We start from the raw sequence: 22,312 nt of genomic DNA, 5'->3' as shown, positions 1-22,312 counted from the left end.
AGCAATGAAGAATAAAAAATTACAGATCCTACTACCCCTGCTGTTTGCGTTTGCTGTTATTGTCGGAATATTCCTGGGTTATCGGTTGCATTCCAATATGCCGATTGCGGGGAATATGTTTCGCAATGTGAGCCGTGGTTCACTGAGTGAAGTTCTTGATCTTATCCGCGCGCGCTATGTTGATAATGTGAGTGTTGATTCGCTTGGAAATACGGCCATCGAGGAAATGCTGACCAAACTGGATCCTCATTCCATCTATATTCCGGCAGAAGATTTACGTGGTGTCAATGAAGATCTGGCCGGAAGGTTTGAAGGCATCGGTGTTGAGTTTAATATTTTTAAGGATACGGTACATGTCCTTACGGTTCTGAAAGGTGGGCCCAGTGACCAGGCCGGACTTTCTCCGGGCGATAGAATAATTACGGTAGGTGATTCAGTGGTTGCCGGAAATAATATTACCTCCGACAGAATCCGTGGCTTGTTACGTGGACCTCGTGGCACAAAGGTTTCGGTTAACATTCTCCGTGGTGCCCGGAAAATGCCATTTACTATCACCCGTGGTTTCATACCCTTGTATTCCCTCGATGCAGCATACATGCTGAACAATACAACAGGCTATATCCGTTTGAACAAATTTGCTGAAAGCACTTATGAGGAATTCATGGCATCCCTGGAGAAGCTCCAGAAAGAAGGGATGAAAGAACTCGTGCTTGATCTAAGAGATAATGGTGGTGGTATCATGGATGAAGCTGTAGAAATTGCCGATGAATTTTTACCCGGAGATAAACTGATTGTTTATACCGAAGGAAAACATAGTCCGAGAAGAGAGTATAAAGGAAGAAGGCCCGGTTTATTTGAAGAAGGCAAGCTGGTGCTGTTGATGAATGAAGGATCAGCTTCTGCAAGTGAAGTACTCGCGGGTGCGCTGCAGGATTGGGATCGTGCAACCATTGTGGGTCGCCGCAGTTTTGGGAAAGGTTTGGTACAGGAACAATATGGTTTGAAAGATGGCGCAGCTTTGCGATTGACTGTTGCCCGTTATTATACTCCATTGGGAAGAAGTATCCAGAAACCTTATGAAGACGGAATTGACAAGTATCATGATGAAATCCTCGAACGCTACCAGCATGGCGCATTTGTAAATGCCGACAGTAATGTATATGCGAATGGGAAAGCTTTTAAAACAGCAGCAGGCAAATCAGTATATGGCGGTGGTGGAATTTCACCGGATGTTTTTGTTGCATTTGATACATTGAACATTGATACTACCGTTAGTTTGTTCTACCGGAAAAATTCAATTGGAAATTTTGCGTATTGGTATTATATCGCGAACAAAACGCAATTCACGAAGTATGCCACTCCTGTTCAGTTCAATAAGGAATATGAAGTGAGTGATGATGCGATCAATCAGTTGATTGATTTTGCAAGGAAAGACAGTCTGGTCATTCCAAACCTGAATGAAAAGGAAACAGTGATGCTGAAAAAACGATTCAAGAGCATGCTGGCACGTCAGCAATGGCGTAATGAAGGATATTATGTGGTGAATAATGAAGGCGATCCGGCGATAAGGAAAGCGGAGGCAATATTAGGCAATAATAAATAGGCATCAGGCACCAGGAACAGCCTGATGATGAGCGTGTAGAATACAGAATACGGGAGTCAGGAGCCAGCAAAGGATGCCAAGCAGACATCACAACTTAAAACTTCTTTGTATTCCCGTTGCGTGCCTTCTTCTAGGCCTTTGTGGTTGGACCTTTATCAGGCAGGAGTACGCAGGCAGAAGGCTGCAGGAAAAAGCAGTAACAGGATTACGTTGTGTTTTTGAGGTAACAACGAAGTAGCCGAATGTTTCACCTGCAACCAGTGACTTAAAACCCGACAACCTAAAACTTATAACTGCTAGCTTAAATGCAGTTTGGTTTTCCGTTCACAAACATAAATCTGCGAACTGCAGGTATTCTTATTGGAGAAAGCATTGATATTCGATCTCAGACCGGAGAGGATCGCGCGGGGGATCTGGTATTTTGATTTTTTGTACTTCTCGCTCAGCATACTCACATAAAAACTGTCGAACCACATCGGCAAAGTATCCACCACTTTAAAGTCATGCGCATCCATTAATGTTTCAATCGACTTCGGTGAGAAATGGTACAGATGCCGCGGTACATCCCAGGCAGCCCAGAACTCTTTATAGATTTCTGCATCACGACTCTTATAATTCGGAACAGCAATAAAAATTTTCCCGCTCGGATTGGAAATACGTGTGAGATGTTTTACTGTTTCGTGCAAATCGTACACGTGCTCGAGGACGTGCCAGAGCGTGATCGCATCGAAATATTTATCCTTCTGTAATGCAAGATCAGTTTCGGGAGTGATCACCAGGTTGTACAATTGTTTCGCTTTCTTTCTTGCGCCTTCGTCAGGTTCAAGACCTGTTACCGTCCAGCCGTAGGTGCGCATTTCATTTAAAAACGCGCCGGTGCCACAACCATAATCAAGTAAGGTTCCGGCTTGCTTATGTACAAAATCGGTAATGATTTTTCTTTTGGTCTCCAGCGTGAGTTTACGCACTCGATGGTACATCCTGTTGATAAATCCTTCGTGTGTATCCGAGTGTGAGATATAATCCTGCGAAGCATAATATCTTCCGATATATGCAGGATCCGGAACAGTTTGTGTAAAGATCAATTCGCAGGCGGCACATTTACAGATCGGGAAAATTTCACCTGTTACAGAATAGTCGGTTATATTTCCTTCAGTAGAAATTTCGGTAGAAGAGCAAACAGGGCAGCGCTCATATCGGATCATGATCAATGACTAGGGAAGATTTGAATATGTGGAATGACTGTCTTCCGGGCGAATCTGTTGTTTGCGACCGGTGGCGAATCCTCCATCCGAAGTGAACAAACGTATTGCAATCAGTATTACAGCAATCGCAGTAATGATGGCGGCATAGATCCACCAGCTTTCCCGATCTCTTATTTCTTTTGTTTCATGCGCCAGCAGGTGTTGCATTTCCTCTTTGCTCAGCTGCCGATCACCCACCATCACCTGGTGATTCTCTTCTCTGCGGATCACTCTTCTCGCGCCGACATGCGGAATGAATTCATAAGACAGGCGATGAGGTTCAAAAACGATATCACCGCTCAATCCCGATTTGAATAACCCGATTCCCTCCCACTCTACTTCTTCTCCGTTCTTCAAAGAATTTTTCAGATCAAAGGCGAAATCATTCACCATCTTGATCGCTTCCCATTCGGGAATATTCTTCTTCCTGGAAACATAATCGAACAGATCCTTATTGGGAGAATCCTGGTTGGTATTGTAGCTGATGCTGAATGTTGGCGGAATGATTTTCTTATTGGCGAAATCCGTTTGTGCAGAAATCCGGAACATATCAAACGTCCCGATCCCTGGCAAACTCAACGAGGAGTTCTGGATAAAAAAATGATGCAGGAGGTCAGCCAGCTCTTTTGCCTTCATAATCTACCGATGTGAATCAAAGATATAGGATTCAGCAGCGGAAAATTACATAAAAATTATACACGGGATGTGGATAGTGATGCCCTGTGGGTGATAAGTTTTAGGTTATAGGTTGTAAGTAAACTTATCAATTTTAAGATACGATTCGCATTTGCACTGAGTAACAGAAATGATTCTTTAAAAACAAATCTGTTTTTCAGATCAAATATGTATTGTACACTCAAAAGCTAACTTATCACCTAGAACTTAGAACCTAAAACGTAAAAGTGACGCCACCCAGCATATTAAACCCATACACATCATACTGACTCCAGCGCTGGTATTTTGAGTTGGTGATATTATTGAACTGTGCCCAGAGCATGAGGTTTTTCATCACCCTGAATTCAAGACCAGCATTGAGATCAAAAGCCCCGGGGAGCCTGTCTGCTGAATTATCCTGTTTCTGGTATACCGCGCCTTCCCACATAAACAGATCTGTTTTGAACCAGAGATCTTTTATGATTTTCCAGCGCACGTGCGTGTAAAATTCCGTTGGGATTATACCCCATGGTCTTGGTTGATAAACCTGTTTTCCAAAATTGTAGAGGGTCAAACCAGCGAGTACCGAAACGTTCTCTCCAAGCGTATATCCTAACTCTGCCTGGAACTTGAATGCCCGAAGTTTTTCTTCAAATAAAATGTCGAACGACTTGCCACTCACTTTATCATTGACGAACAAGGGGAGATTTCTGAACTCAACGCCACCAACTTTCAGGTTATAGGAAAGTTTACTAAACAGTACACCTTTGAATCCTCCAAATACTTCGGTGATCCTTGTATTGCGCAATGAATCCGGGGCATTGAGGTAAGGATTCAGACTTGCAAAACGTTTGTAGTTCCCCTTATCAAAGTAACTGATCCATCCAGCCTGTATGATCCATTTTTCATCTGCAACAGGAAATTCAGCCATGAAATCCGGTAGCAGAGTAAACTTGCCCTGGTCCCATGCAGGAGCTGCACCCGCCTGTAAACGCAAATTTGGTTTGCTGTAAATAAATGATACAGGAACGCTGAATAAATTGTTTGTGATCGATTTCAATTGTGCAGGCTGGTATCTTGTGATATCTGCCCTCAATCCCAACATGATGGCCATGTTATCACCTACCGATTTATTTAAAGGAGCATCAAGTATCGCATTGAATTCGTTGTTGTCTTTATTATCGCGGAAGCCATTTATTTTTAACACCGGTGCAAAACTTAATCCGAATTCCGTCGGAGAAAGATTTCTCAGACCCGCTTCACCGGAAGTTGTCGTGAAACGTTGCCTCAGGTCTTCCTTCGCAAAGGAATGCGCGCTTTGATCAAATCCATATTGGTAATACTGATCCTGGTTAAATCCTGCTTTCGCATGAAACTCCAGGTTGTTTCCTACATGCGAAAAGAAATGCCCGGAGAAACCGGTGCGTGAATAATCCTGGTAATCGATTTTTCCGCGGGATGAAATATGATCAGCAAAAACATTAAACCTGGTATCCTGCGTTCCTAAACTCAGGCCTGCTTTCACATAAGGTGTTGTAAGATTACCAAAACCAACCTTCACATAATTACTGTTCACCCATGAACTGTTGCTGTCGATTTCCATCGCCAGCGGTTTCAATGCAATAGGTTGCAGGCCCGGCATTACCGGTTGTACCGGGATCTGGTATTGCAATCTCGGTCGGCTGGTATCAGCAGGCGGCGTTGATGAATTGAAATTCAACTTTGCAGCATTGCGCAATACCGGTTTGAATGACGAGGTGATATCGATCGTTTGTTTTTTACCATCCTGTGCGCTTACGCCAATTACAGATGCAAGCGAGGCGATAATCAAAACCGATTTTCTGAAATATTTTATTCTGATGGACATGTGCCGATGGGAATTAATTGGTTTTAACATTGCTTGATTTACGCTCATCTTCTGTAACCAGCTCCAGTTTCACATTCGCCTCTTCTTTCAGTTCCGTAATCTTGCTGTTTTCGACTACACTCTGCAGCGTAGCTTTTGCATTGAAATAATCTTTCTGCTTCCAGTACACCTCGCCCAGTAAAATATATGCTTTGGTTATCCAGAAGTCGTAAGACCCGGATTTATTGATTGTTTCGAGCGCTGCTTTTTCTGCATTCTTCAGATCATTCAACAGCAGATAAGAAGATGCAATTTCATACCTGGCTTCAGCTGCATATGAACCTGAATTTGCTGCGGTAACGGTTCGGAATTGCTGAATTGCCTCACTGAATTTCTGATCGTTCTGTAAAGCTTTCGCCTGTACCATTCCCGCCAGCACTTTATCATCTGCGCTGATGGATTTTTCTTTCATCAGTTCACGCGCATTTTCCGATGCATCTGACCATTTTTTCTGCTGGTACTGACTCCTCAATAATCCGCGCATCGCATCCAGCCTGATCTCACGATCACTGCTAACCGATTTAGTCAGTGCGAAATACTTTTCTGACTGCGGGTAATTCTGTAATTCGAAATAATTTATGCGCGCTGCCTGGTAGGCAGCTTTCTCAACGTGCCTGGATGTGCCCCGGTCAGCAACTTTCTGATATCCTTCAACCGCATTTTTCCAGTCTTTCTTTGTATTGTATATTTCACTTCTGTAAAACCAGGCATCATTGGCAAATTCTCCTTCCGGAAACTGCTGGAGATACTGATTGAAACCATTCAGTGCTGCAGCCTGGTCGTTTCCTGCATACTTCGCTTCTGCCGCTGCAAAAGAAAGTGAATCTTCCTGGTTACGCGTAATCGAACGGCCGGTAGAACGAAGGAAAGCTACATAGTCACCGGTTTTTCCTTCTTCAACATAAATTGCTTTTGCACTTTCCAATGCAGATTCCGTTTCCGGTGCATCAGGATATTGAGAGACGAGCTTTTTATAGCTTTCAAGTGCCTCTTTATTATTATCCAGATTATAATATGCGATACCCAAACGAAGCAATGCTTTTGGTTTTACGTTTTCCGGATTTCCTGAAGCTTTGATCACCTGGTTGAGATAAGGAATCGCGTCTTTGTATTTTTCTTCAGACAAATATGTGTTAGCAATTTCCATCTGCACAGCAGGCGTTAATTCAGATGCGGGATATCTACGTTCAAAAGTCTTCAGCAGATTAACTTTTTCAGAAGGGCTTTTTATTCCGGCGATCATTGCGTTCTGATAGACTGCATAATCGGCAGCCGGCCAGGAGTAATCAATTGCCTGCGTATACATCGATCCTGCTCTGGAAAAATTCTTTGTCATGAAATGGCAATCTGCTGCGCGAAGCCATGCATCCTGTTCCATCGGAGAAGAATTCAACTTAACGGAACGCGCTACCTGCTCGAAAAATCCAAGCGCAACACCATAATTCTCTTTGCGGAGATAGCCATACCCCAGATCATATTTTGCGTGTGTCGGATTCGCTTCACCCATCGACACCATTTCACCAGACAAATAACTATGTAAAGATTTTATTGATTCGTCGGTTTTTCCCAGCCTGTACCCGATCTCACCTTTCCAGAACAAAGCGGGTGAAGCCAGACTTCCTGCATTGGGATCTTTGATTACTTTATCCAGCAGCGTTTCAGCACCACGGAGATTCTGATCTTCCATCAGCTCCATTGCACGGCCGTACGCTACTTTGTGATACAATTTTTTCGCTGCTTCAGATGGCTCTTTTAAAGATTCAAGAAGCGTCATTGCTTCGCGGTAATTATTCGTCCCGGCAAGCAATCCCACCATCAGCTCTCTTGCCTCTTTCGCATACACTGAATTGGGATACTTCGTCAAAAATGATTTGAATTCAGTGATCGCGATATCCTGGAAACCGAGCTCGTAGGAAAGCTTTGCATAGTTAAAGGATGAAATTTCTTTCTGCTGCGGATTAGCGCTGTTAGATGCACAGAATGAAAACGCGTTTCTTGCATTTGACTTCTGCCCCAACTTCAGATAGGTATCCCCCAATAGGTACATTGCACTCTGACTCAGCGAATCCTTTCCTTCTGTCAGTTGTTTGAATCCATCTACGGCTTTCGCATACTGCTTCGCTTCATAATAACTATAACTGAGTTCGTATGTCGTTTCACGATTAAGCTTTGCACCGCTTTTCTTTACTGACTCCAGGTAGGGTAATGCCTTTGTATAATCTTTTTTCTCAAAGTACACATGGCCCAACATCAATTGCATTTCTGATTCATAAAGTGATGAGGTCTGACGTACATTTGCTTCGGCATATCGCATAGCCTCATCCTTCTTTCCCTGGAAATATAGAATATTCATAATATAGAAAGGAACCACCTTTCCATACTGCGGATGTTTTTCAACTTTCCGGAAAGCATCCATTGCTTCTCCGAAATTTTTATCATAGTAAGAAATGAAACCATAGTAATAATTGGCATCTTCCTTACCGGGATAATCATCCAGCCTGCGAATACTGTTAAATAATGGTTTTGCTTTATCGAATTGCTTGTTCGTAAAATAAGCATAAGCCTGGTGGAATTTCATGTCAGCAATCTGATCATTTGTCAGCTGACTGATATCCGTCATCTCATAGAAAACCTGCGCATTCTTTAAATCCTCGTGACGGAAATAGTATTCAGCGAGGTGAAAAGCCATTTTCTGATTCAGTGCATCGTTGCGGTCCATTGCAATGAATGAACGTGCAGCCTCGGCTGCTGTGGCTTCGTTTTGTTTAAGTCCGCAGGCGATCGTATAAAAATCAATCTCTGCAGAAACTGCTCTTTCAGTAGCGTGATTGATGTTTCGCAGATCCTGCCGGAGTTCTTTAAAAATCGGGTATGCGAGACTGTATTGCTCTTTCTGAAAGTATTCTTTTGCTTCCCAGAATTTCTGTTGCGGATCGTCGTAGATCTTTGTTTCCTGGGCATTCGCTGTAAGCGAAAAGGAAAGGAGAATGATTGAAAATGTTCTTTTCATGATAAGACCATGTTGCAGGAGTAACGACATCGTACAGATCGTATTTTAATAAAAATGATAGTATTGTGTTAAAACCAACGTCGAAAGTACTTTATGACTATGGCACCCAGCAAAAACTATACTAACAGTGCTGTGGATAAATTGACGGCAAAGTAAATGGATGGATTAATGGAGGCGGATAATGTTTTGTTAAAGAGTTGTTAGTTGTTAGTTGTTAGTTGTTAGTTGTTAGTTGTTAGTTGTTAGTTGTTAGTTGTTAGTTGTTAGTTGTTAGGAGGCAGCGGTAAGCAGGCAGCAGATAAATTCAAATCACCAAACTGATATCGGCGTTGACACTAATCAAATGATTTTATTAAAGGCAGCAGCAACACGCAGTAAATACTATACAGTTAACCTGGCAAGGCTCTGACAGTTTTCGGTTTTCAGTTTTCAGTTTTCTTCCTGTATCCTGTATTCCGTATTCCGTATTCTCTTCTAAAACGTTGATCGCGGTGATCTGCTGCCTGTTGCCCGCTGCCTTATACGATCACTGAATTATCTTGCACGGGCTGTTAATACTTACTACTTACTACTTACTACTTACTACTTACTTCTTACTACCTTTGCCTGCCAAAACAAAACATTACTACTATGAAAAAATTAATGAATATCGGATACAAGGATTGGGCTTTTAATTTATCCATGTTCATTTTGCGTATTGGTCTTGGTGCACTGATGATACCACATGGATATGATAAGCTGGTTCATTTCGCACAATACAAGAAAAACTTTATCAACTTTCTCGGAATGGGTTCTTCCATTTCATTAGGACTTGTTGTATTCTCTGAATTCTTCTGCGCTGCATTTCTCATTATGGGCTTATTCACTCGTTTTGCGGTGATTCCATTAATTATCTCCACTTCTGTTGCAGTTATCCAGGCACATGGCGGTGCTATCTTTGGCGATGGCGAACATGGAAGTTTATTTATCGTGGGATTTATTGTGATCCTTCTTTGCGGTCCCGGGAAGGCGAGCCTGGATGGAATTGCCGGGAAGTAGGTGGCAGATTTTTCGACCTGATAATTTTCGGACTAATCCTATGTGCCTATTGTTAACTATGTGGTTCAACAATGACTCCTTTCTTTTTGAACCACATAGCAATCATAGTAAACAAAGGCACATAGAAATGCTGACTTATTTGAAATTATTCCGGGTAATTATCAATCCAGACCAGACTTACTCAACTGATCCAACAACTGAAATATACTTGCAGTAACAGTTGCAAAACTCTTATCGTAATTATTGACAATCAGTGAAAAACAATATTCTTTTCCAGTTTTACTTTTAATAAATCCTGTGTACGACCTTGTTCCCTCTATATAACCACTTTTCATTTTGAGTCCGTTGATCACCGGCAAAGCATCATAAAAACTACTAAACCAGGGTCTCGATCCTGCATAAAGTAAAACTTTAACAAGGGCGTCTGTTGTTATTCTGTTCCCGGGAGATAACCCACTTCCATCCTCGATTTGCATCGCCGATTTGTCAATTCCCTTCTTCTCCCAGAATTCCTGCACAAATGAAATCAGATCACCTGAAGCATCACTTGAATTGTTCTTTGTATTGATCAGATGAAGAAACGATTCTCCATAAAGATTTATACTCTTTTGAAGAAATGGTTTGGTGAGTTCAGCCAGCGTTGGCGATCGATGAGTGTAAAATGATGTAACTGCAGTTAATGGTAAGTTTTCTTTTTTATTATTGCCGGTACCGACACAGGTTGATAACCGCATGATCATCTGACGTGCAGGATCGGGCATCGCGGCATCGATATCAAAACTATCAATACAACAGGGAACGGTTCCGCGATAAATCATGCTGTCCGTTCCAGGCTTGAAATACACATAAGCATTATCTCCGCTACCCTTTTTTCCCGTTGTGATTTCACTGCGGACGGGAAAATTATTCTGCGGCCGTTTTTCAACGATAACCACCGGATCTCCTACTTTCTTTCCCGGCTTCATGAAAATGCGATAACTGTTTTCATGCCAGTTGAAAACGGAAAAACCCGCACCATAATAATTACCGATATCATCCCATATCCATCCTCCTGGGATTTCAACATCCGTTGTCTGCCGGGGATCCGTCTGCCAGACTCCTCTCACCGATTCAATACCGCGATTGTTTAGCTGCAGCTGAAGTTCACCGCAGATATTATCGGGATGCGTCTCTTTAAACCTCTCCGAACCCAGGCTTGGGTCACCGGAGCCGGTGATGATAATATTTCCATCCAGGATGCCATCTGATACCGTACCCGTATAACCGAACTTTGTCTGGTACCGGAAATCTTCTCCAAAAAGATCCAATGCCGTTGCTGCTGTTAAGATTTTAAGACAGCTGGCAGGTGCAAGTCCTGATTGACTGTTTTTCTCATACACAATCTTACCCCCTGAAGTTTCTGCAATAGATATGGAAACGATTGCATGTTTAAACTGCCTGCTTTTTTCAAATGCAGACACGAGCGTATTAACCCGGCTTCGCATATCCTGCGCCCGGATACTATATATACTAATTAAACTACAGATAACAAAAGTCAGTTTTAGCATAAGCTTTGTAGATTGCACTAAAATAACCCAATATCAAAATTCTGGACATGACCACCAGAAATATAAATGCCACAATTATCACCATTGGAGATGAGCTCCTGATTGGTCAGACCATTGATACAAACAGTGCATGGATTGCCCAGGAGTTAAATAAAATCGGGATATGGGTACATCGTCGGTTAGCCGTCGGCGATGTATGGAAAGATATATGGCAATCGCTGGAAGAAGAAAGCAGGCTTTCTGATGTAATTTTAATAACCGGCGGTCTCGGTCCTACTGCTGATGATATCACCAAACCACTGCTGTGTCAGTACTTTGATGGGAAGCTGGTAGTAAATGCAGAAGCGCTGCAGAATGTAAAACACATTTTTGAAGTTTATCTTAAAAAACCACTGCTGGAACGCAATCTGAAACAGGCAGAAGTTCCCGACACCTGTACTGTGATCCAGAATAAACGAGGCACGGCACCTGGCATGTGGTTCGAAAAAAACAACCGGATCTTTATGAGTATGCCGGGCGTGCCACACGAGATGAAGGGAATGATGATCCATTCGGTTCTTCCAAAACTTGCGGAAAAGTTTCAGCTTCCGCCCATTGTCCATCGTACATTATTGACTGCTGGTATCGGCGAATCATTTCTTGCGGAACGCATTAAGGAATTTGAATCTACATTACCATCAAATATCAAGTTGGCCTATCTACCCAATTATGGAATGGTCAAGCTTCGCCTTACTGCACATGGCAATGACCCGAAAACTGCAGCCAAACTCGAAGCCGAATTCGATATGCTGAAACAGCAGATCGCTGATGTACTCGTTGCGGATAGGGATACGACGATGCAGGAAGTGGTGGGCGATCTTCTTAAACAAAAAAAGCAGACACTCTCCATAGCGGAAAGCTGCACAGGCGGTTATATCGCTCACACATTAACACAATTCCCCGGTAGCAGCCAGTTTTTTTTAGGTGGCGTCGTTAGCTATTCCAATAACCTTAAAGAGAAATTCATCGATGTTCGTCCGCAAACGCTGGCAGGTTATGGAGCAGTCAGTCGCGAAACTGTTATAGAAATGGCCGAAGGCGTACTCCGCCACACCGGCAGCGACTTTTCCATTGCTACTTCCGGAATTATGGGGCCTGATGGTGGAACTCCGGAAAAAGCTGTAGGTACCGTCTGGATTGCTGTTGCCTCCAGAAAAACTTCTGAAGCGCACAGTTATTATTTCCGGTTTGACCGTCAACGCAATATCGAAATGACGGCCATGTATGGCCTGAATATACTCCGGAAATTTATCCTCGACCAGTAGCCCTGAAAGCACATATCTTCGAAATCTTTTACCTTTACCGCCGATTAAAACGGGAGGAAAGGTTTCTCCTGTATTGTTCATATGTAAAAATGCAGAACGCTATGGCCATGGTTGACCTGGTTATGCCAAAAATGGGTGAGAGTATTATGGAAGCGACGGTGTTGAAATGGCACAAAAAGCCCGGCGATTTTGTAAAACAGGATGAATCCGTTTTGGAAATTGCTACTGATAAAGTGGATAGCGAAGTACCCTCAACAGCGGAAGGTGTTATACAGGAATTGCTTTATAATGAAAATGATGTAGTTCCTGTTGGTGCGGTCATAGCGCGGATTAAAGTTGGTGTTGGTGAAGAAAGAGAAGCAGAAGCAGAGAGAGTACAGGTTCCTGCGCAATCAGCTCATATTGAATTTCATCCGACAAGGAAAGCAGTTGTTGCGGAAGATGATGTAAGTGCCGAAGAAATTCCTTACGTTCCATCCCATATTCCCCATACAGTAAAATCAGAAGGTGCAAGATTTTACTCTCCGTTGGTTTTAAATATTGCAGCCAACGAAAAAATTCCAATGACGGAACTGGAACATATTTCAGGTACAGGAAATGAGGGTCGGGTTACCAAAAGAGATATACTGGAATATGTAGCCCATCGCAGAAATGGCGCGCCGCCAGTTGCGGTTCCTAAAGCTGAACCCAGGCCGGAACCACAACCACAGTACATCGAAAAACCAGCTGCTGCTGCGCCAAAACCCGTTGAAAGAAAAGAAACACCGGCACCCCAACCGATCCAGCCTATCGCAACAATTTCCGGCGGAAATGTGGAGATCATTGAAATGGATCGTATGCGTCGTTTGATTTCTGAACATATGGTTCGAAGTAAAGCGACCAGTGCACATGTGACCAGTTTCTCTGAAGCAGACGTTACCAATCTTGTACTATGGAGAGAAAAAAATAAGAAAGAGTTTGAAAAAAGAGAAGGTGAGAAAATCACATTTACTCCTCTTTTTATTGAAGCAATTGTTCACTGCCTGAAGAAATTCCCCTGGTTAAATTCCAGTGTTGAAGGCGACAAGATCATCATTAAAAAAGATATACATATCGGAATGGCAACAGCATTGCCTTCCGGGAACCTGATTGTTCCTGTTATTAAAAATGCTGATCAGCTGAGCCTGATGGGCCTGACGAAACAGGTTAATGGATTGGCCAACAGTGCACGTACTAACAAACTTCGCCCGGATGATACTTCCGGAGGAACATTTACATTCACTAACGTAGGAACTTTTGGAAGTTTGATGGGAACTCCGGTGATTAACCAACCCCAGGTAGCTATACTCGCCACCGGTGCGATTAAAAAACGTCCGGTTGTTGTTGAAACAGAAATGGGTGACAGCATCGCCATCCGTCACATGATGTATGTATCGATGTCATATGATCACAGGATCATCGATGGATCGATGGGTGCTAGTTTTGTCACCGCGGTGGTAAAAGAACTGGAGAGTTTTGATATCAACAGAACATTTTAGATTTTAATAATAAACAGAACTACGATGCATTTAGAACCGGTGGACAGGGTTGACTCCATCTCCGAGAAAGATTTTACTCAGAATTATTACCTCCCGAAAAAGCCTGTGGTTATCCGTAACCTGTCGAACGGATGGCCTGCAATGAACAAATGGAACTGGAACTACTTTAAGGAATTGGTGGGCGACCAGGAAGTTGGAATTTACAATAACATAAAAAGCAACAGTACTACTCCTATAAACACAGCCGACGAGTACACAACTTTTGGTAAGTATATTGATATGATCAGCAGTGGCCCTGCTGAATGGCGCATTTTTCTCTTCAATATTTTTGACCACGCACCAAAGCTGACGGAAGATTTTACATGGCCCGAACACCTGATGAAGGGTTTTGTAAAGAAGTTCCCGATGTTGTTTGTTGGAGGTGCGGGAAGTATCACACATATGCATTTTGATATCGACATGAGTCATATCATGCATACGCAGTTTGCGGGTCGCAAACGCGTATTGCTTTTTCCTTATTCGGAGCAGCATAAACTCTATCGCAAGCCATGGGAAGTACTCAGCCTCGTGGATTTCAGTTATTATCACGATCCGTCAAAAAGTAAAATTGATCACTCCAGTTATCCTGCGGTTAGTAAAGCGAAAGGATATGAGGTTGTGCTGGAACATGGTGAAACACTTTTCATGCCTGCCAGTTATTTCCATCACATGGAATATATTGAAGCTGGTTTTGCGATGAGCCTGCGTGCATTACAGGCTTCCCTCCCCGGTAAATTACATGGTGCATGGAATCTCTTCGGAATGCGCAATGTAGATACGCTGCTGAAAAAGACTGCGCCGGAATGGTGGTTTAATTATAAGAAAGAGAAGATTTTCCATCACGCAGAGAAATATATTTGAATAAATAAGTCCTGGATTTGAAAAAATTTCCCGCAGATCAGCGCTGATTTACGCGGATCGATCATTTTATTTGTAACCTCCCCCCTCAAGTCTGTGCCCTTCTGTAAAATCCGCAGGCAAAAATTTCCCGCAGATCAGCGCTGATTTACGCAGATCGATCATTTTATTTGTAACCTTCCCCCTCAAGTCTGTGCCCTTCTGTAAAATCCGCAGGCAAAAATTTCCCGCAGATCAGACGTGATTTATGCAGATGTTTCTGCAATCATCCAGTCCGGTTACTTTATAAATTGAACTTCACTCCGCGCACTCCGAGGGCTGTTTCTCTGCGTAGTCCGCGTGATGGCTGTTTCATCGCCGCAGGCGATCCATGGGCACGCCGAAGGCGTTTTGATGCAATACATTATCATCTCCAATCATGCATCACTTCAGCTCATCATTCTTAACCGGAATTCCATATTTTAGTAATTCCTGATCTCAACTGCAGTTATTGCCACCGGCTACCGGAATACCGCTCACTATTAAAAACAAAAAATACATGCGCCTGCTTTGGTTAACGCTTATTTTTTTTATTGGATCAGAAATTTCCGCTCAACCCCTGTCCTACTATCTTCCAAAGGAATTCAGTTACGATTCATCAATACCGGTACCATCCAAAATTATCGGTCACGAAGTTGGTGAATGGCATGTAACGCATGACCGTCTCGTGCAGTACATGCGTGCGATCGACCAGGCATCAGATCGTGCGATACTCATCGAAACAGGAAAAACCTATGAAGGACGTCCTCAATTGTTATTAATCTTCACATCTCCGGAGAATCACAAGAACCTGGAAAAAATCCGGCAGGAACATGTCAAACTTTCTGACCCTTCTCAATCAGCAACGCTGAATACTTCAGACATGCCAGCAGTACTCTGGATCGGTTGCAGCATTCATGGCAATGAACCCAGCGGCGCAAATGCATCGATGCTCGGAGCTTATCATCTCGCAGCAGCAAAAGGACCACAGATGGATAGTCTTCTCCGCAACACTGTTATACTGCTGGATCCCTCATTTAATCCGGATGGCCTTAACCGCTTTGCCAGCTGGGTAAATACAAACAAAAGTTTCACATCTGTTACAGATCCGAATGCGAGAGAGTTTAACGAAATGTGGCCCGGCGGAAGAACAAATCATTACTGGTTTGATCTCAACCGCGACTGGATGCCGGCACAACACAACGAAAGTCAGAACAGGCTGGTGTATTATCATCAATGGAAGCCCAACGTACTGACTGATCATCACGAAATGGGTACAAACGCAAGTTTCTTTTTTCAACCCGGGGTTCCATCACGTGTAAATCCGAATACACCAGTAAAGAACCAGGAACTCACCGGAAAGATCGCGAATTACCATGCCCGTTATCTTGATAAAATCGGATCGCTATATTTTACAAAAGAAGGTTATGATGATTTTTATTACGGCAAAGGTTCAACATATCCGGATATCAATGGTTCAATCGGGATTCTTTTTGAACAGGCAAGTTCCCGTGGACACGCGCAGGAAAGCATTAATGGTTTGCTGACTTTCCCTTTCACTATTCGCAACCAGTTTACTACGATGTTATCTACGCTGGAAGCCGTTCGTAACATGCGGAAAGACCTGCTGGATTATCAGCGGGAGTTCTATGTTAACGCGAAAAAAGAAGCTCAGGCATCCGGTGTTAAAGCATATGTTTTTGGCGATTCTTATGATGCTTCCCGAAACCAGGAGCTTATTAAAATTTTACTGCGTCACCAGATTGAAGTCTACCCTTTAAAAAATGCGATTTCAGCAAATGGAATCGGGTTTAATCCGGGAAGCGCCTATGCTATTCCGTTAGATCAACCCCAGTACAAACTGATCAAGGGAATTTTCGAAAAGTCCCTGATGTTTAAGGACAGCCTGTTTTATGATATTTCTGCCTGGGCATTGCCATCAGCATTTAACCTGCCTTTCGCAGAACTGAGCAGCTGGAACTCCTCCAATGCGGGAGAAAAAATAAGCGCGGTCAGTACTCAGAAAAATTCTCTTGCACAGAGTGATTATGCTTATGCAATCGAATGGGATGATTATTATGCACCGGCATTGTTATACCAGGTACAACAAAAAGGAATCAAAACAAAAGTGGCTACTGTTCCATTTGAGTCATCCACCACAGACGGATCGCGGAAGTTTACCTATGGCACCATCCTTATCCCATTGCAATCGCAAACCATTTCACCTGCAGAGCTATATTCGGCACTAAGTGAACTTCAGAGTTCTTCACCTTCGAAAATGTATGCACTTCGTTCCGGGTTGTCTGAATCCGGTGTTGATTTAGGAAGCAGCAGTTTTTCTCTCATTAAAAAACCATCGGTAATGCTTTTTTCAGGACCAGGGACATCGGCAAATGACGTTGGCGAAGTATGGCATTTGCTCGATCAACGATATAAAATTCCTGCGAGCCTGGTGGATGTATCCTCTTTCGGACAACTGGATGTATCGAGGTATTCGGTGATTATTATGTCTTCCGGTGGATATCCTTCACTCAATAAAGAATCCCAGGATAAACTTCGTGATTGGGTAAGCAATGGAGGCACATTGATCGGAATTGAAGATGCAGTGAATTATTTATCCAATCATGGGTTTACAAAAGTTGGATACAAAAAGGACAGTACAAAAATGGATACGGTTAGCGTTCTGCCGTATGCGTCACGCACAGATGCCCGCAGAGCTGAGGAAATTCCGGGAACTATATTCGATGCGGAGCTGGAACTCACTCACCCTATCTGTTATGGATACCACAATCAGAAAATCAGCATTTTCAAGAGCAATGCGATTTTCATGGATAAAAACAACTCACCTTACAATACACCGGTGAAATTCACTGCAAAGCCTTTGCAAAGCGGATACCTGCATAAAAAGTATTCTGCAATGGCTGGTAATGCTGCGGTAATAAATATTGATGCTATTGGAAAGGGCCGGGTGATTTCGATGAGTGATAATCCCAATTTCAGGGCATTCTGGTTCGGCACAAATAGATTGATGATGAATGCCATTTTCTTTGGAGAGGTAATTAGTGCAAGGTGAGGTAGCAGGCGGAATAAAACGTTCCTATTTGTTGGTGTTCCGCTTCATTTTCTTTTATACTTAATAAATTACGGAACATCGGGAAATAGGCATCAGGCCCGGTTTTCAGTTTTTCAGTGGTGAATTTTGCCTAAATTTTGGCACTTCGCCGGGGAAATTATTTTTGGATATCAATCAGAAAAGCAAGCATCAACAAAATTCCTGAATTATACTAAAACGTCTTCGTACGTGGGATTTTTTTTACACAAAGTTTTGTGTAGAATCAAACATTTTCTTCAAAGAAAATTGATAAATCTGCCACGCAACGAAAACTCCTGCCAGAGATGCAAAAATGTCCAACCAGTCAAATACTCTGCCGGTTTGATACACATCCCTGATTTCATTTAAAACCATTAGCAAAAAAGAAATAACACAAGCGATAGTAAAATGCTTCAGTTGTTTACGTTGACGCAAACGATTGCTAACGTAAATAAATGGTATCACCATCGACAGGCCCAGGTTCGGCAGGAATCCCAGAACAAATAATACGGCCTGATTTCCTGCGAAATAAACGCGTAAGAATTTTGACAGGTATAATAATATCCCGATTAGTATCGTGATACTCGCGATACCCTTTGCTTTTTTTAGTATGATTTCGTTCATCGATTTGCTAACAGCTTGACGTCGCGAATAAATTTTGCAGTTCGTATAACCAATATTTTTTTCTGTGGTGCGCAAGGTGATTATAAATCTCCGTGGCAAATTGTTGTTGGTACTTCGTAAAATCGATTAATTCCAAATTATCGCGGGTATTCCGGGTAAACACAAACGTAACGTTTTTCATTTGTTGGTGTTTCGTCGGGCATTGTAAACCTCTTTTTTAAATTCAGTTAAACAGGCGAGCACCAACAAACTTCGAAATTCGATCGCAATATTGGCGTTATATTCACTATGCATGTTTCCTGCTTCTATTTTCTGTTACCTGTTATTTACAGAGACAAGGCATGCCTTGTCTCTGCAAATAACTTTCAAATGGATGTTCCCTGTTGCCTATCGCCTCCTCATTATTGCCTGCTCATGCGTTCTCCAGCGCTGCTATATCAAACTTATTCATCTTCATAAACGCCTCTACCACCCTCGGCGCTTTCTGCGGATCGGACATTAACTTTCCAAGTACAGCAGGAACTATCTGCCAGGACATGCCGAATTTGTCATCCAGCCATCCGCATTGATCATACCTTCCGCCATCACCCAGTTTTTCCCAGTAATAATCAATTTCCTCCTGCGTGTTGCACTCCACCACGAAAGAAGTCGCCGGTGAAAATTTGTACTTAGGACCTCCGTTTAGCGCCATGAACTTTTTCCCCATTAACTCAAAAGTAACGACCATCGGATTTTCGGCCGTAATTTTTGAATCCTTAAAAACCGAACAATAATATTCCGCTGCGGCTTTGGCTTTACCATCGAACCAAAGACAAGGATAGATTTGATTTGACATAGCAATTATTTTATTTGATCTCAAAACTATAGCGAGGAGAAAGTTTAAAATAGAACAATCCCGACAAAATTGAAACGTCATGATCCAAATTTCAAATACTCGCCTGGTGTGATGTTGGTAAACTCTTTAAATGCCCTTATATAATGGCTCTGATCTGCATACCCATATTGGTATGCCAGATCGGATAACTTCAGGTGACGCCTGTTATTGAGTGAAGTGAAAGATGCATTAAACTGGCAGATGCGCCTGTACATTCCCGGAGCGACGCCAATATTTTTCTCGAATAAGCGCTGAAAGGTTCGTTCAGTAATATGTAACTCTTTCTGTACGGTAACCAACGACTCTTTTGAATAATCATGCATGATCCTGTTTGCGGCATACTTTATCCGCTCACAATCATTCTTTGCGTGATTGATCAGGTAAAAAATAAACTCGTCGAGCATTTCAATCATTGTACCGGCATCCCCGGAATCAACCAGTCTGTTCTCGAGATCCCTGCTTCTCTTTGGAAAAAGAAGATGCAGATCCAATGGATGGTCGGTAAGTTCATGTGCCTGTACACCAAATAGTGAAATGAGACTATAAGGTTTAAAAAAGTATGCTATCAGAATAAATTCTTTCTTTAAACTGATGTTGTCCGGGACAATTGTTTGTCCAAAAAGATGAAGATGATTCGCACTGCCATTCCTAAGCTTTCCTTTAGCAGAGGTAAACAGAATCGTAGGAACGCCGTTGGCATACAATGGTAAAACAAAGGGGGTAGCAACCTGGTTTTCCTGGATCACCAGTATTCTATCGACATAAGCCGATATTTTTTCAGATGGAAGAAGATGCCTTGCTATCATTTTGTCCAGGTCTTTAAAAGATAGACACTTTAATGAAGTTATTATTTTTCGCCGGAGTGCTCCCGGCGGATTTTACCAGATTCTACCTTTTCCCGGAATTCCAGTTTCAGTTTTCAACCTGCTTGCCGACAGGATTTCATTTTTCCTGTATTCCATTTCTGTATTCTGCATTCTGTATTCTGGTCGCGCCAAAATACCTGCCATATTATTGCGTTATCCCTTAGGTTGTTGCCATACCGGGATTTTTTTGTAAATTATCGTATAATCTCATCGGTTATGAAAACGCTGTCCCAAACCTGGTTTGCAGAAGGATATATTGATTTTGAACTTAAAAAATATACCCTGCTCTCGTATCTGCAGGAGATTCATCGGCATTTCGATGAGACCAAACTTTATCCCCAGCTCGCAGATCTGATCTTTCATTACAACAACATGCGCGCATTTCGTCAGAACAAGGAATTCCTCAAACAGCAGTTCCCTAAGAAATTTACGCAAATGGATATGCAGAAACTTGAAATGCTGTATGAACAGATTACAGACGATGATGAAATGATGAGAGAGCTGGAAGAGATCATGCATTTCGCATTGGAGAAAATGAGTAACTCTATCCAGGACGGGACACAGATTTATGAATTCATCGAAGACAAACTCAGAATTTTTCCTGTCGGCCTTATTCCCCTGGAGAATGTCGAAGGCTATTTTTTATTGAATGATGGACATGCAAGAGACACGCGAGTATTTCATTATCGCATGAGTATGTTTGAAAAGCATGATGAAAAATACCGCACGATCCGTACAAGCTTTATCGCCCAGTGGGAAAGAAATTTTGTGAACACGCTGGAGAGTATCAAATCTGAACTGATTCGCAACCGAACTGAATTGCCCAATCCGGCGGTATATGGAATTGAAACGGACCTGACCATTCCCCTGGAAGAAACTTTGTTGCCTATTGCTAAACGATGCCTGGTAAAATACATCGGCAGCGCTGCTTAAAACTGCAAAAACTTTTTTGCACCCGCCTTTGAAACGAAAGCTCAAAAACGTTTTCTTTATGCGGCGCAATCATATCAATGCCAGACGTTCAGGAACTTTCTGAAAAGCAACACACCGATATGATGGCACATATTTAATCCAGACTGATTTGAAATCAGCGAATCCCGGACTGCGCGTACGTTTTTATTTTCCCCAATCAAACTGACAAAAAAACTTACATGGAATTGAATTTTCAGAACAAAGTGGTGCTGGTTACCGGCGCCGCCGGTGGTATAGGCAGTTGTTTAATTGAAGAGTTTACAAGAACGGGTGCCCGGATTTATGGAACAGACATCATCGCTGGGCCGTCCGAAAATTATTTCCAGGGTGATATAACTGATGTAACATTTCTCAGATCGATGGTGGAAAGAATCATTAACATGGAAGGTGGGATCGATGTATTGGTAAATAGTGCAGGAATCTGTTTAAGAACGCCATTGAAGGATATTACGCGAAAAGAATGGGAACTTCTGATGGACATTAACCTCACTTCTGTTTTTCTTCTTACACAATTGGTGGTGGAAAATATGAAGACACAAGGATCCGGGACTATAGTCAGTCTGGCCTCCGTTGCCGGAAAGGTCGGTGGAATTATTGCGGGTACCCATTACGCGGTGAGTAAAGCAGGAATTGAATGCTTTACAAAATCAGCAGCAAAAATTTATGCGCCTTATGGTATAACCGTAAACGCCGTCGCTCCGGGTATCATTGATACCAGTATGCAGGACGATGTGCCGGCGGATCAGATGAGCAGCGTACTCAGAAGCATACCAATGCAGCGGGCCGGAACTGCAAAAGAGGTAGCCGCCACCGTTATGTTCCTCGCCTCCGGACTTGCATCATATATCACTGGCCAGACGATTTGTGTTAATGGAGGAAATTATATGTAAGACCATGCAAACCGAGGCGGGGTACACAAACGATGTTCCTCCGGGATCTGGATGACATCTCGTGTCGCCAGGTCAAAAAGTACAGGGATTCTATGTAGAGTCAATGCATGCATTGTCTTTACAGAAATTCCATCGGTAACACTATATGGACACAACGTTAGATATGTAGCCCTCACGATGCATCTGATACTCGCAGGAATTATCTTTCAACTGTTACGCTATCATCCGCTCTGCCGGCTTGCTGGCTGCTCATTATC

General features: G+C 42.7%; 15 protein-coding genes. 8 read left to right on the top strand and 7 right to left on the bottom strand.

Translation table 11 applies throughout. The features are described from left to right. Nucleotides 1-4: 4 nt before the first annotated feature. Complete coding sequence (locus tag P2W82_RS00195; protein WP_336513801.1) at nucleotides 5-1,603, top strand: S41 family peptidase; 1,599 nt, start codon at nucleotides 5-7, stop codon at nucleotides 1,601-1,603. A 296-nt stretch (nucleotides 1,604-1,899) separates the two neighbouring features. On the opposite strand, the gene P2W82_RS00190 is transcribed toward P2W82_RS00195, so the two are convergent. From P2W82_RS00190 to P2W82_RS00175, 4 genes are all read right to left on the bottom strand, one after another. Then, on the bottom strand, nucleotides 1,900-2,808 hold the full coding sequence (locus P2W82_RS00190; protein WP_336513800.1) for a class I SAM-dependent methyltransferase: 909 nt from the start codon (nucleotides 2,806-2,808) through the stop codon (nucleotides 1,900-1,902). Nucleotides 2,809-2,817: 9 nt separating this feature from the next. Continuing rightward, a complete protein-coding gene (locus P2W82_RS00185) occupies nucleotides 2,818-3,483 on the bottom strand; it encodes a hypothetical protein (RefSeq protein WP_336513799.1) in 666 nt (221 codons plus the stop codon). A gap of 253 nt (nucleotides 3,484-3,736) precedes the next feature. Beyond that, nucleotides 3,737-5,368: a TonB-dependent receptor gene (locus P2W82_RS00180; protein ID WP_336513798.1), complete on the bottom strand. Its 1,632-nt coding sequence runs from the start codon at nucleotides 5,366-5,368 to the stop codon at nucleotides 3,737-3,739. A 13-nt stretch (nucleotides 5,369-5,381) separates the two neighbouring features. Beyond that, on the bottom strand, nucleotides 5,382-8,417 hold the full coding sequence (locus tag P2W82_RS00175) for a tetratricopeptide repeat protein (RefSeq protein ID WP_336513797.1): 3,036 nt from the start codon (nucleotides 8,415-8,417) through the stop codon (nucleotides 5,382-5,384). A gap of 630 nt (nucleotides 8,418-9,047) precedes the next feature. Between P2W82_RS00175 and P2W82_RS00170 the strand changes: the two genes are divergently transcribed. Next, complete coding sequence (locus tag P2W82_RS00170) at nucleotides 9,048-9,455, top strand: DoxX family protein (RefSeq protein ID WP_336513796.1); 408 nt, start codon at nucleotides 9,048-9,050, stop codon at nucleotides 9,453-9,455. Between the two features lie 161 nt (nucleotides 9,456-9,616). Here P2W82_RS00170 and dacB read toward each other — a convergent pair whose 3' ends face one another. Next, nucleotides 9,617-11,002, bottom strand: coding sequence for a D-alanyl-D-alanine carboxypeptidase/D-alanyl-D-alanine endopeptidase (gene dacB / locus P2W82_RS00165; RefSeq protein ID WP_336513795.1), 1,386 nt, complete (start codon nucleotides 11,000-11,002; stop codon nucleotides 9,617-9,619). Nucleotides 11,003-11,049: 47 nt separating this feature from the next. Here dacB and P2W82_RS00160 point away from each other — a divergent pair, with 47 nt between their 5' ends. The 4 genes from P2W82_RS00160 (at nucleotide 11,050) to P2W82_RS00145 (ending at nucleotide 17,811) form a co-directional block, all read left to right on the top strand. Then, nucleotides 11,050-12,306, top strand: coding sequence for a competence/damage-inducible protein A (locus P2W82_RS00160; RefSeq protein WP_336513794.1), 1,257 nt, complete (start codon nucleotides 11,050-11,052; stop codon nucleotides 12,304-12,306). Between the two features lie 101 nt (nucleotides 12,307-12,407). Then, nucleotides 12,408-13,823 (top strand): dihydrolipoamide acetyltransferase family protein, encoded by a 1,416-nt coding sequence (locus tag P2W82_RS00155; protein WP_419555692.1) that lies wholly within the window; start codon nucleotides 12,408-12,410, stop codon nucleotides 13,821-13,823. A gap of 24 nt (nucleotides 13,824-13,847) precedes the next feature. After that, nucleotides 13,848-14,723: a cupin-like domain-containing protein gene (locus P2W82_RS00150; protein ID WP_336513792.1), complete on the top strand. Its 876-nt coding sequence runs from the start codon at nucleotides 13,848-13,850 to the stop codon at nucleotides 14,721-14,723. A gap of 487 nt (nucleotides 14,724-15,210) precedes the next feature. Continuing rightward, nucleotides 15,211-17,811, top strand: coding sequence for a M14 family metallopeptidase (locus P2W82_RS00145; protein ID WP_336513791.1), 2,601 nt, complete (start codon nucleotides 15,211-15,213; stop codon nucleotides 17,809-17,811). A 1,054-nt stretch (nucleotides 17,812-18,865) separates the two neighbouring features. Here P2W82_RS00145 and P2W82_RS00140 read toward each other — a convergent pair. Together P2W82_RS00140 and P2W82_RS00135 are read right to left on the bottom strand one after the other, a co-directional pair. Continuing rightward, nucleotides 18,866-19,288 carry a VOC family protein gene (locus P2W82_RS00140; protein ID WP_336513790.1) on the bottom strand — a complete coding sequence of 141 codons (423 nt, stop codon included), beginning with the start codon at nucleotides 19,286-19,288 and terminating at the stop codon, nucleotides 18,866-18,868. A 77-nt stretch (nucleotides 19,289-19,365) separates the two neighbouring features. Beyond that, complete coding sequence (locus P2W82_RS00135; protein WP_336513789.1) at nucleotides 19,366-20,133, bottom strand: helix-turn-helix domain-containing protein; 768 nt, start codon at nucleotides 20,131-20,133, stop codon at nucleotides 19,366-19,368. 276 nt (nucleotides 20,134-20,409) lie between these two features. Between P2W82_RS00135 and P2W82_RS00130 the strand changes: the two genes are divergently transcribed. Beyond that, nucleotides 20,410-21,126 carry a hypothetical protein gene (locus P2W82_RS00130; protein WP_336513788.1) on the top strand — a complete coding sequence of 239 codons (717 nt, stop codon included), beginning with the start codon at nucleotides 20,410-20,412 and terminating at the stop codon, nucleotides 21,124-21,126. A 218-nt stretch (nucleotides 21,127-21,344) separates the two neighbouring features. Further along, complete coding sequence (locus P2W82_RS00125; protein WP_336513787.1) at nucleotides 21,345-22,055, top strand: SDR family NAD(P)-dependent oxidoreductase; 711 nt, start codon at nucleotides 21,345-21,347, stop codon at nucleotides 22,053-22,055. Nucleotides 22,056-22,312: the final 257 nt, after the last annotated feature.

The organism is Pollutibacter soli (genome assembly GCA_029269725.1).
Taxonomy (GTDB): domain Bacteria; phylum Bacteroidota; class Bacteroidia; order Chitinophagales; family Chitinophagaceae; genus Pollutibacter; species Pollutibacter soli.
The sequence above is the reverse complement of the archived record's forward strand: the minus strand, read 5'-3'. Positions and strand labels throughout refer to the sequence as shown.

Bases quoted from the DNA above. Each gene is read 5' to 3' on its own strand.
- P2W82_RS00135 (WP_336513789.1), bottom strand. From the start codon at position 20,133: ATGATAGCAAGGCATCTTCTTCCATCTGAAAAAATATCGGCTTATGTC.
- P2W82_RS00130 (WP_336513788.1), top strand. From the start codon at position 20,410: ATGAAAACGCTGTCCCAAACCTGGTTTGCAGAAGGATATATTGATTTT.
- P2W82_RS00150 (WP_336513792.1), top strand. From the start codon at position 13,848: ATGCATTTAGAACCGGTGGACAGGGTTGACTCCATCTCCGAGAAAGAT.
- P2W82_RS00175 (WP_336513797.1), bottom strand. From the start codon at position 8,417: ATGAAAAGAACATTTTCAATCATTCTCCTTTCCTTTTCGCTTACAGCG.
- P2W82_RS00160 (WP_336513794.1), top strand. From the start codon at position 11,050: ATGACCACCAGAAATATAAATGCCACAATTATCACCATTGGAGATGAG.
- P2W82_RS00185 (WP_336513799.1), bottom strand. From the start codon at position 3,483: ATGAAGGCAAAAGAGCTGGCTGACCTCCTGCATCATTTTTTTATCCAG.
- P2W82_RS00190 (WP_336513800.1), bottom strand. From the start codon at position 2,808: ATGATCCGATATGAGCGCTGCCCTGTTTGCTCTTCTACCGAAATTTCT.
- dacB (WP_336513795.1), bottom strand. From the start codon at position 11,002: ATGCTAAAACTGACTTTTGTTATCTGTAGTTTAATTAGTATATATAGT.
- P2W82_RS00180 (WP_336513798.1), bottom strand. From the start codon at position 5,368: ATGTCCATCAGAATAAAATATTTCAGAAAATCGGTTTTGATTATCGCC.
- P2W82_RS00155 (WP_419555692.1), top strand. From the start codon at position 12,408: ATGGCCATGGTTGACCTGGTTATGCCAAAAATGGGTGAGAGTATTATG.
- P2W82_RS00170 (WP_336513796.1), top strand. From the start codon at position 9,048: ATGAAAAAATTAATGAATATCGGATACAAGGATTGGGCTTTTAATTTA.
- P2W82_RS00125 (WP_336513787.1), top strand. From the start codon at position 21,345: ATGGAATTGAATTTTCAGAACAAAGTGGTGCTGGTTACCGGCGCCGCC.
- P2W82_RS00195 (WP_336513801.1), top strand. From the start codon at position 5: ATGAAGAATAAAAAATTACAGATCCTACTACCCCTGCTGTTTGCGTTT.
- P2W82_RS00140 (WP_336513790.1), bottom strand. From the start codon at position 19,288: ATGTCAAATCAAATCTATCCTTGTCTTTGGTTCGATGGTAAAGCCAAA.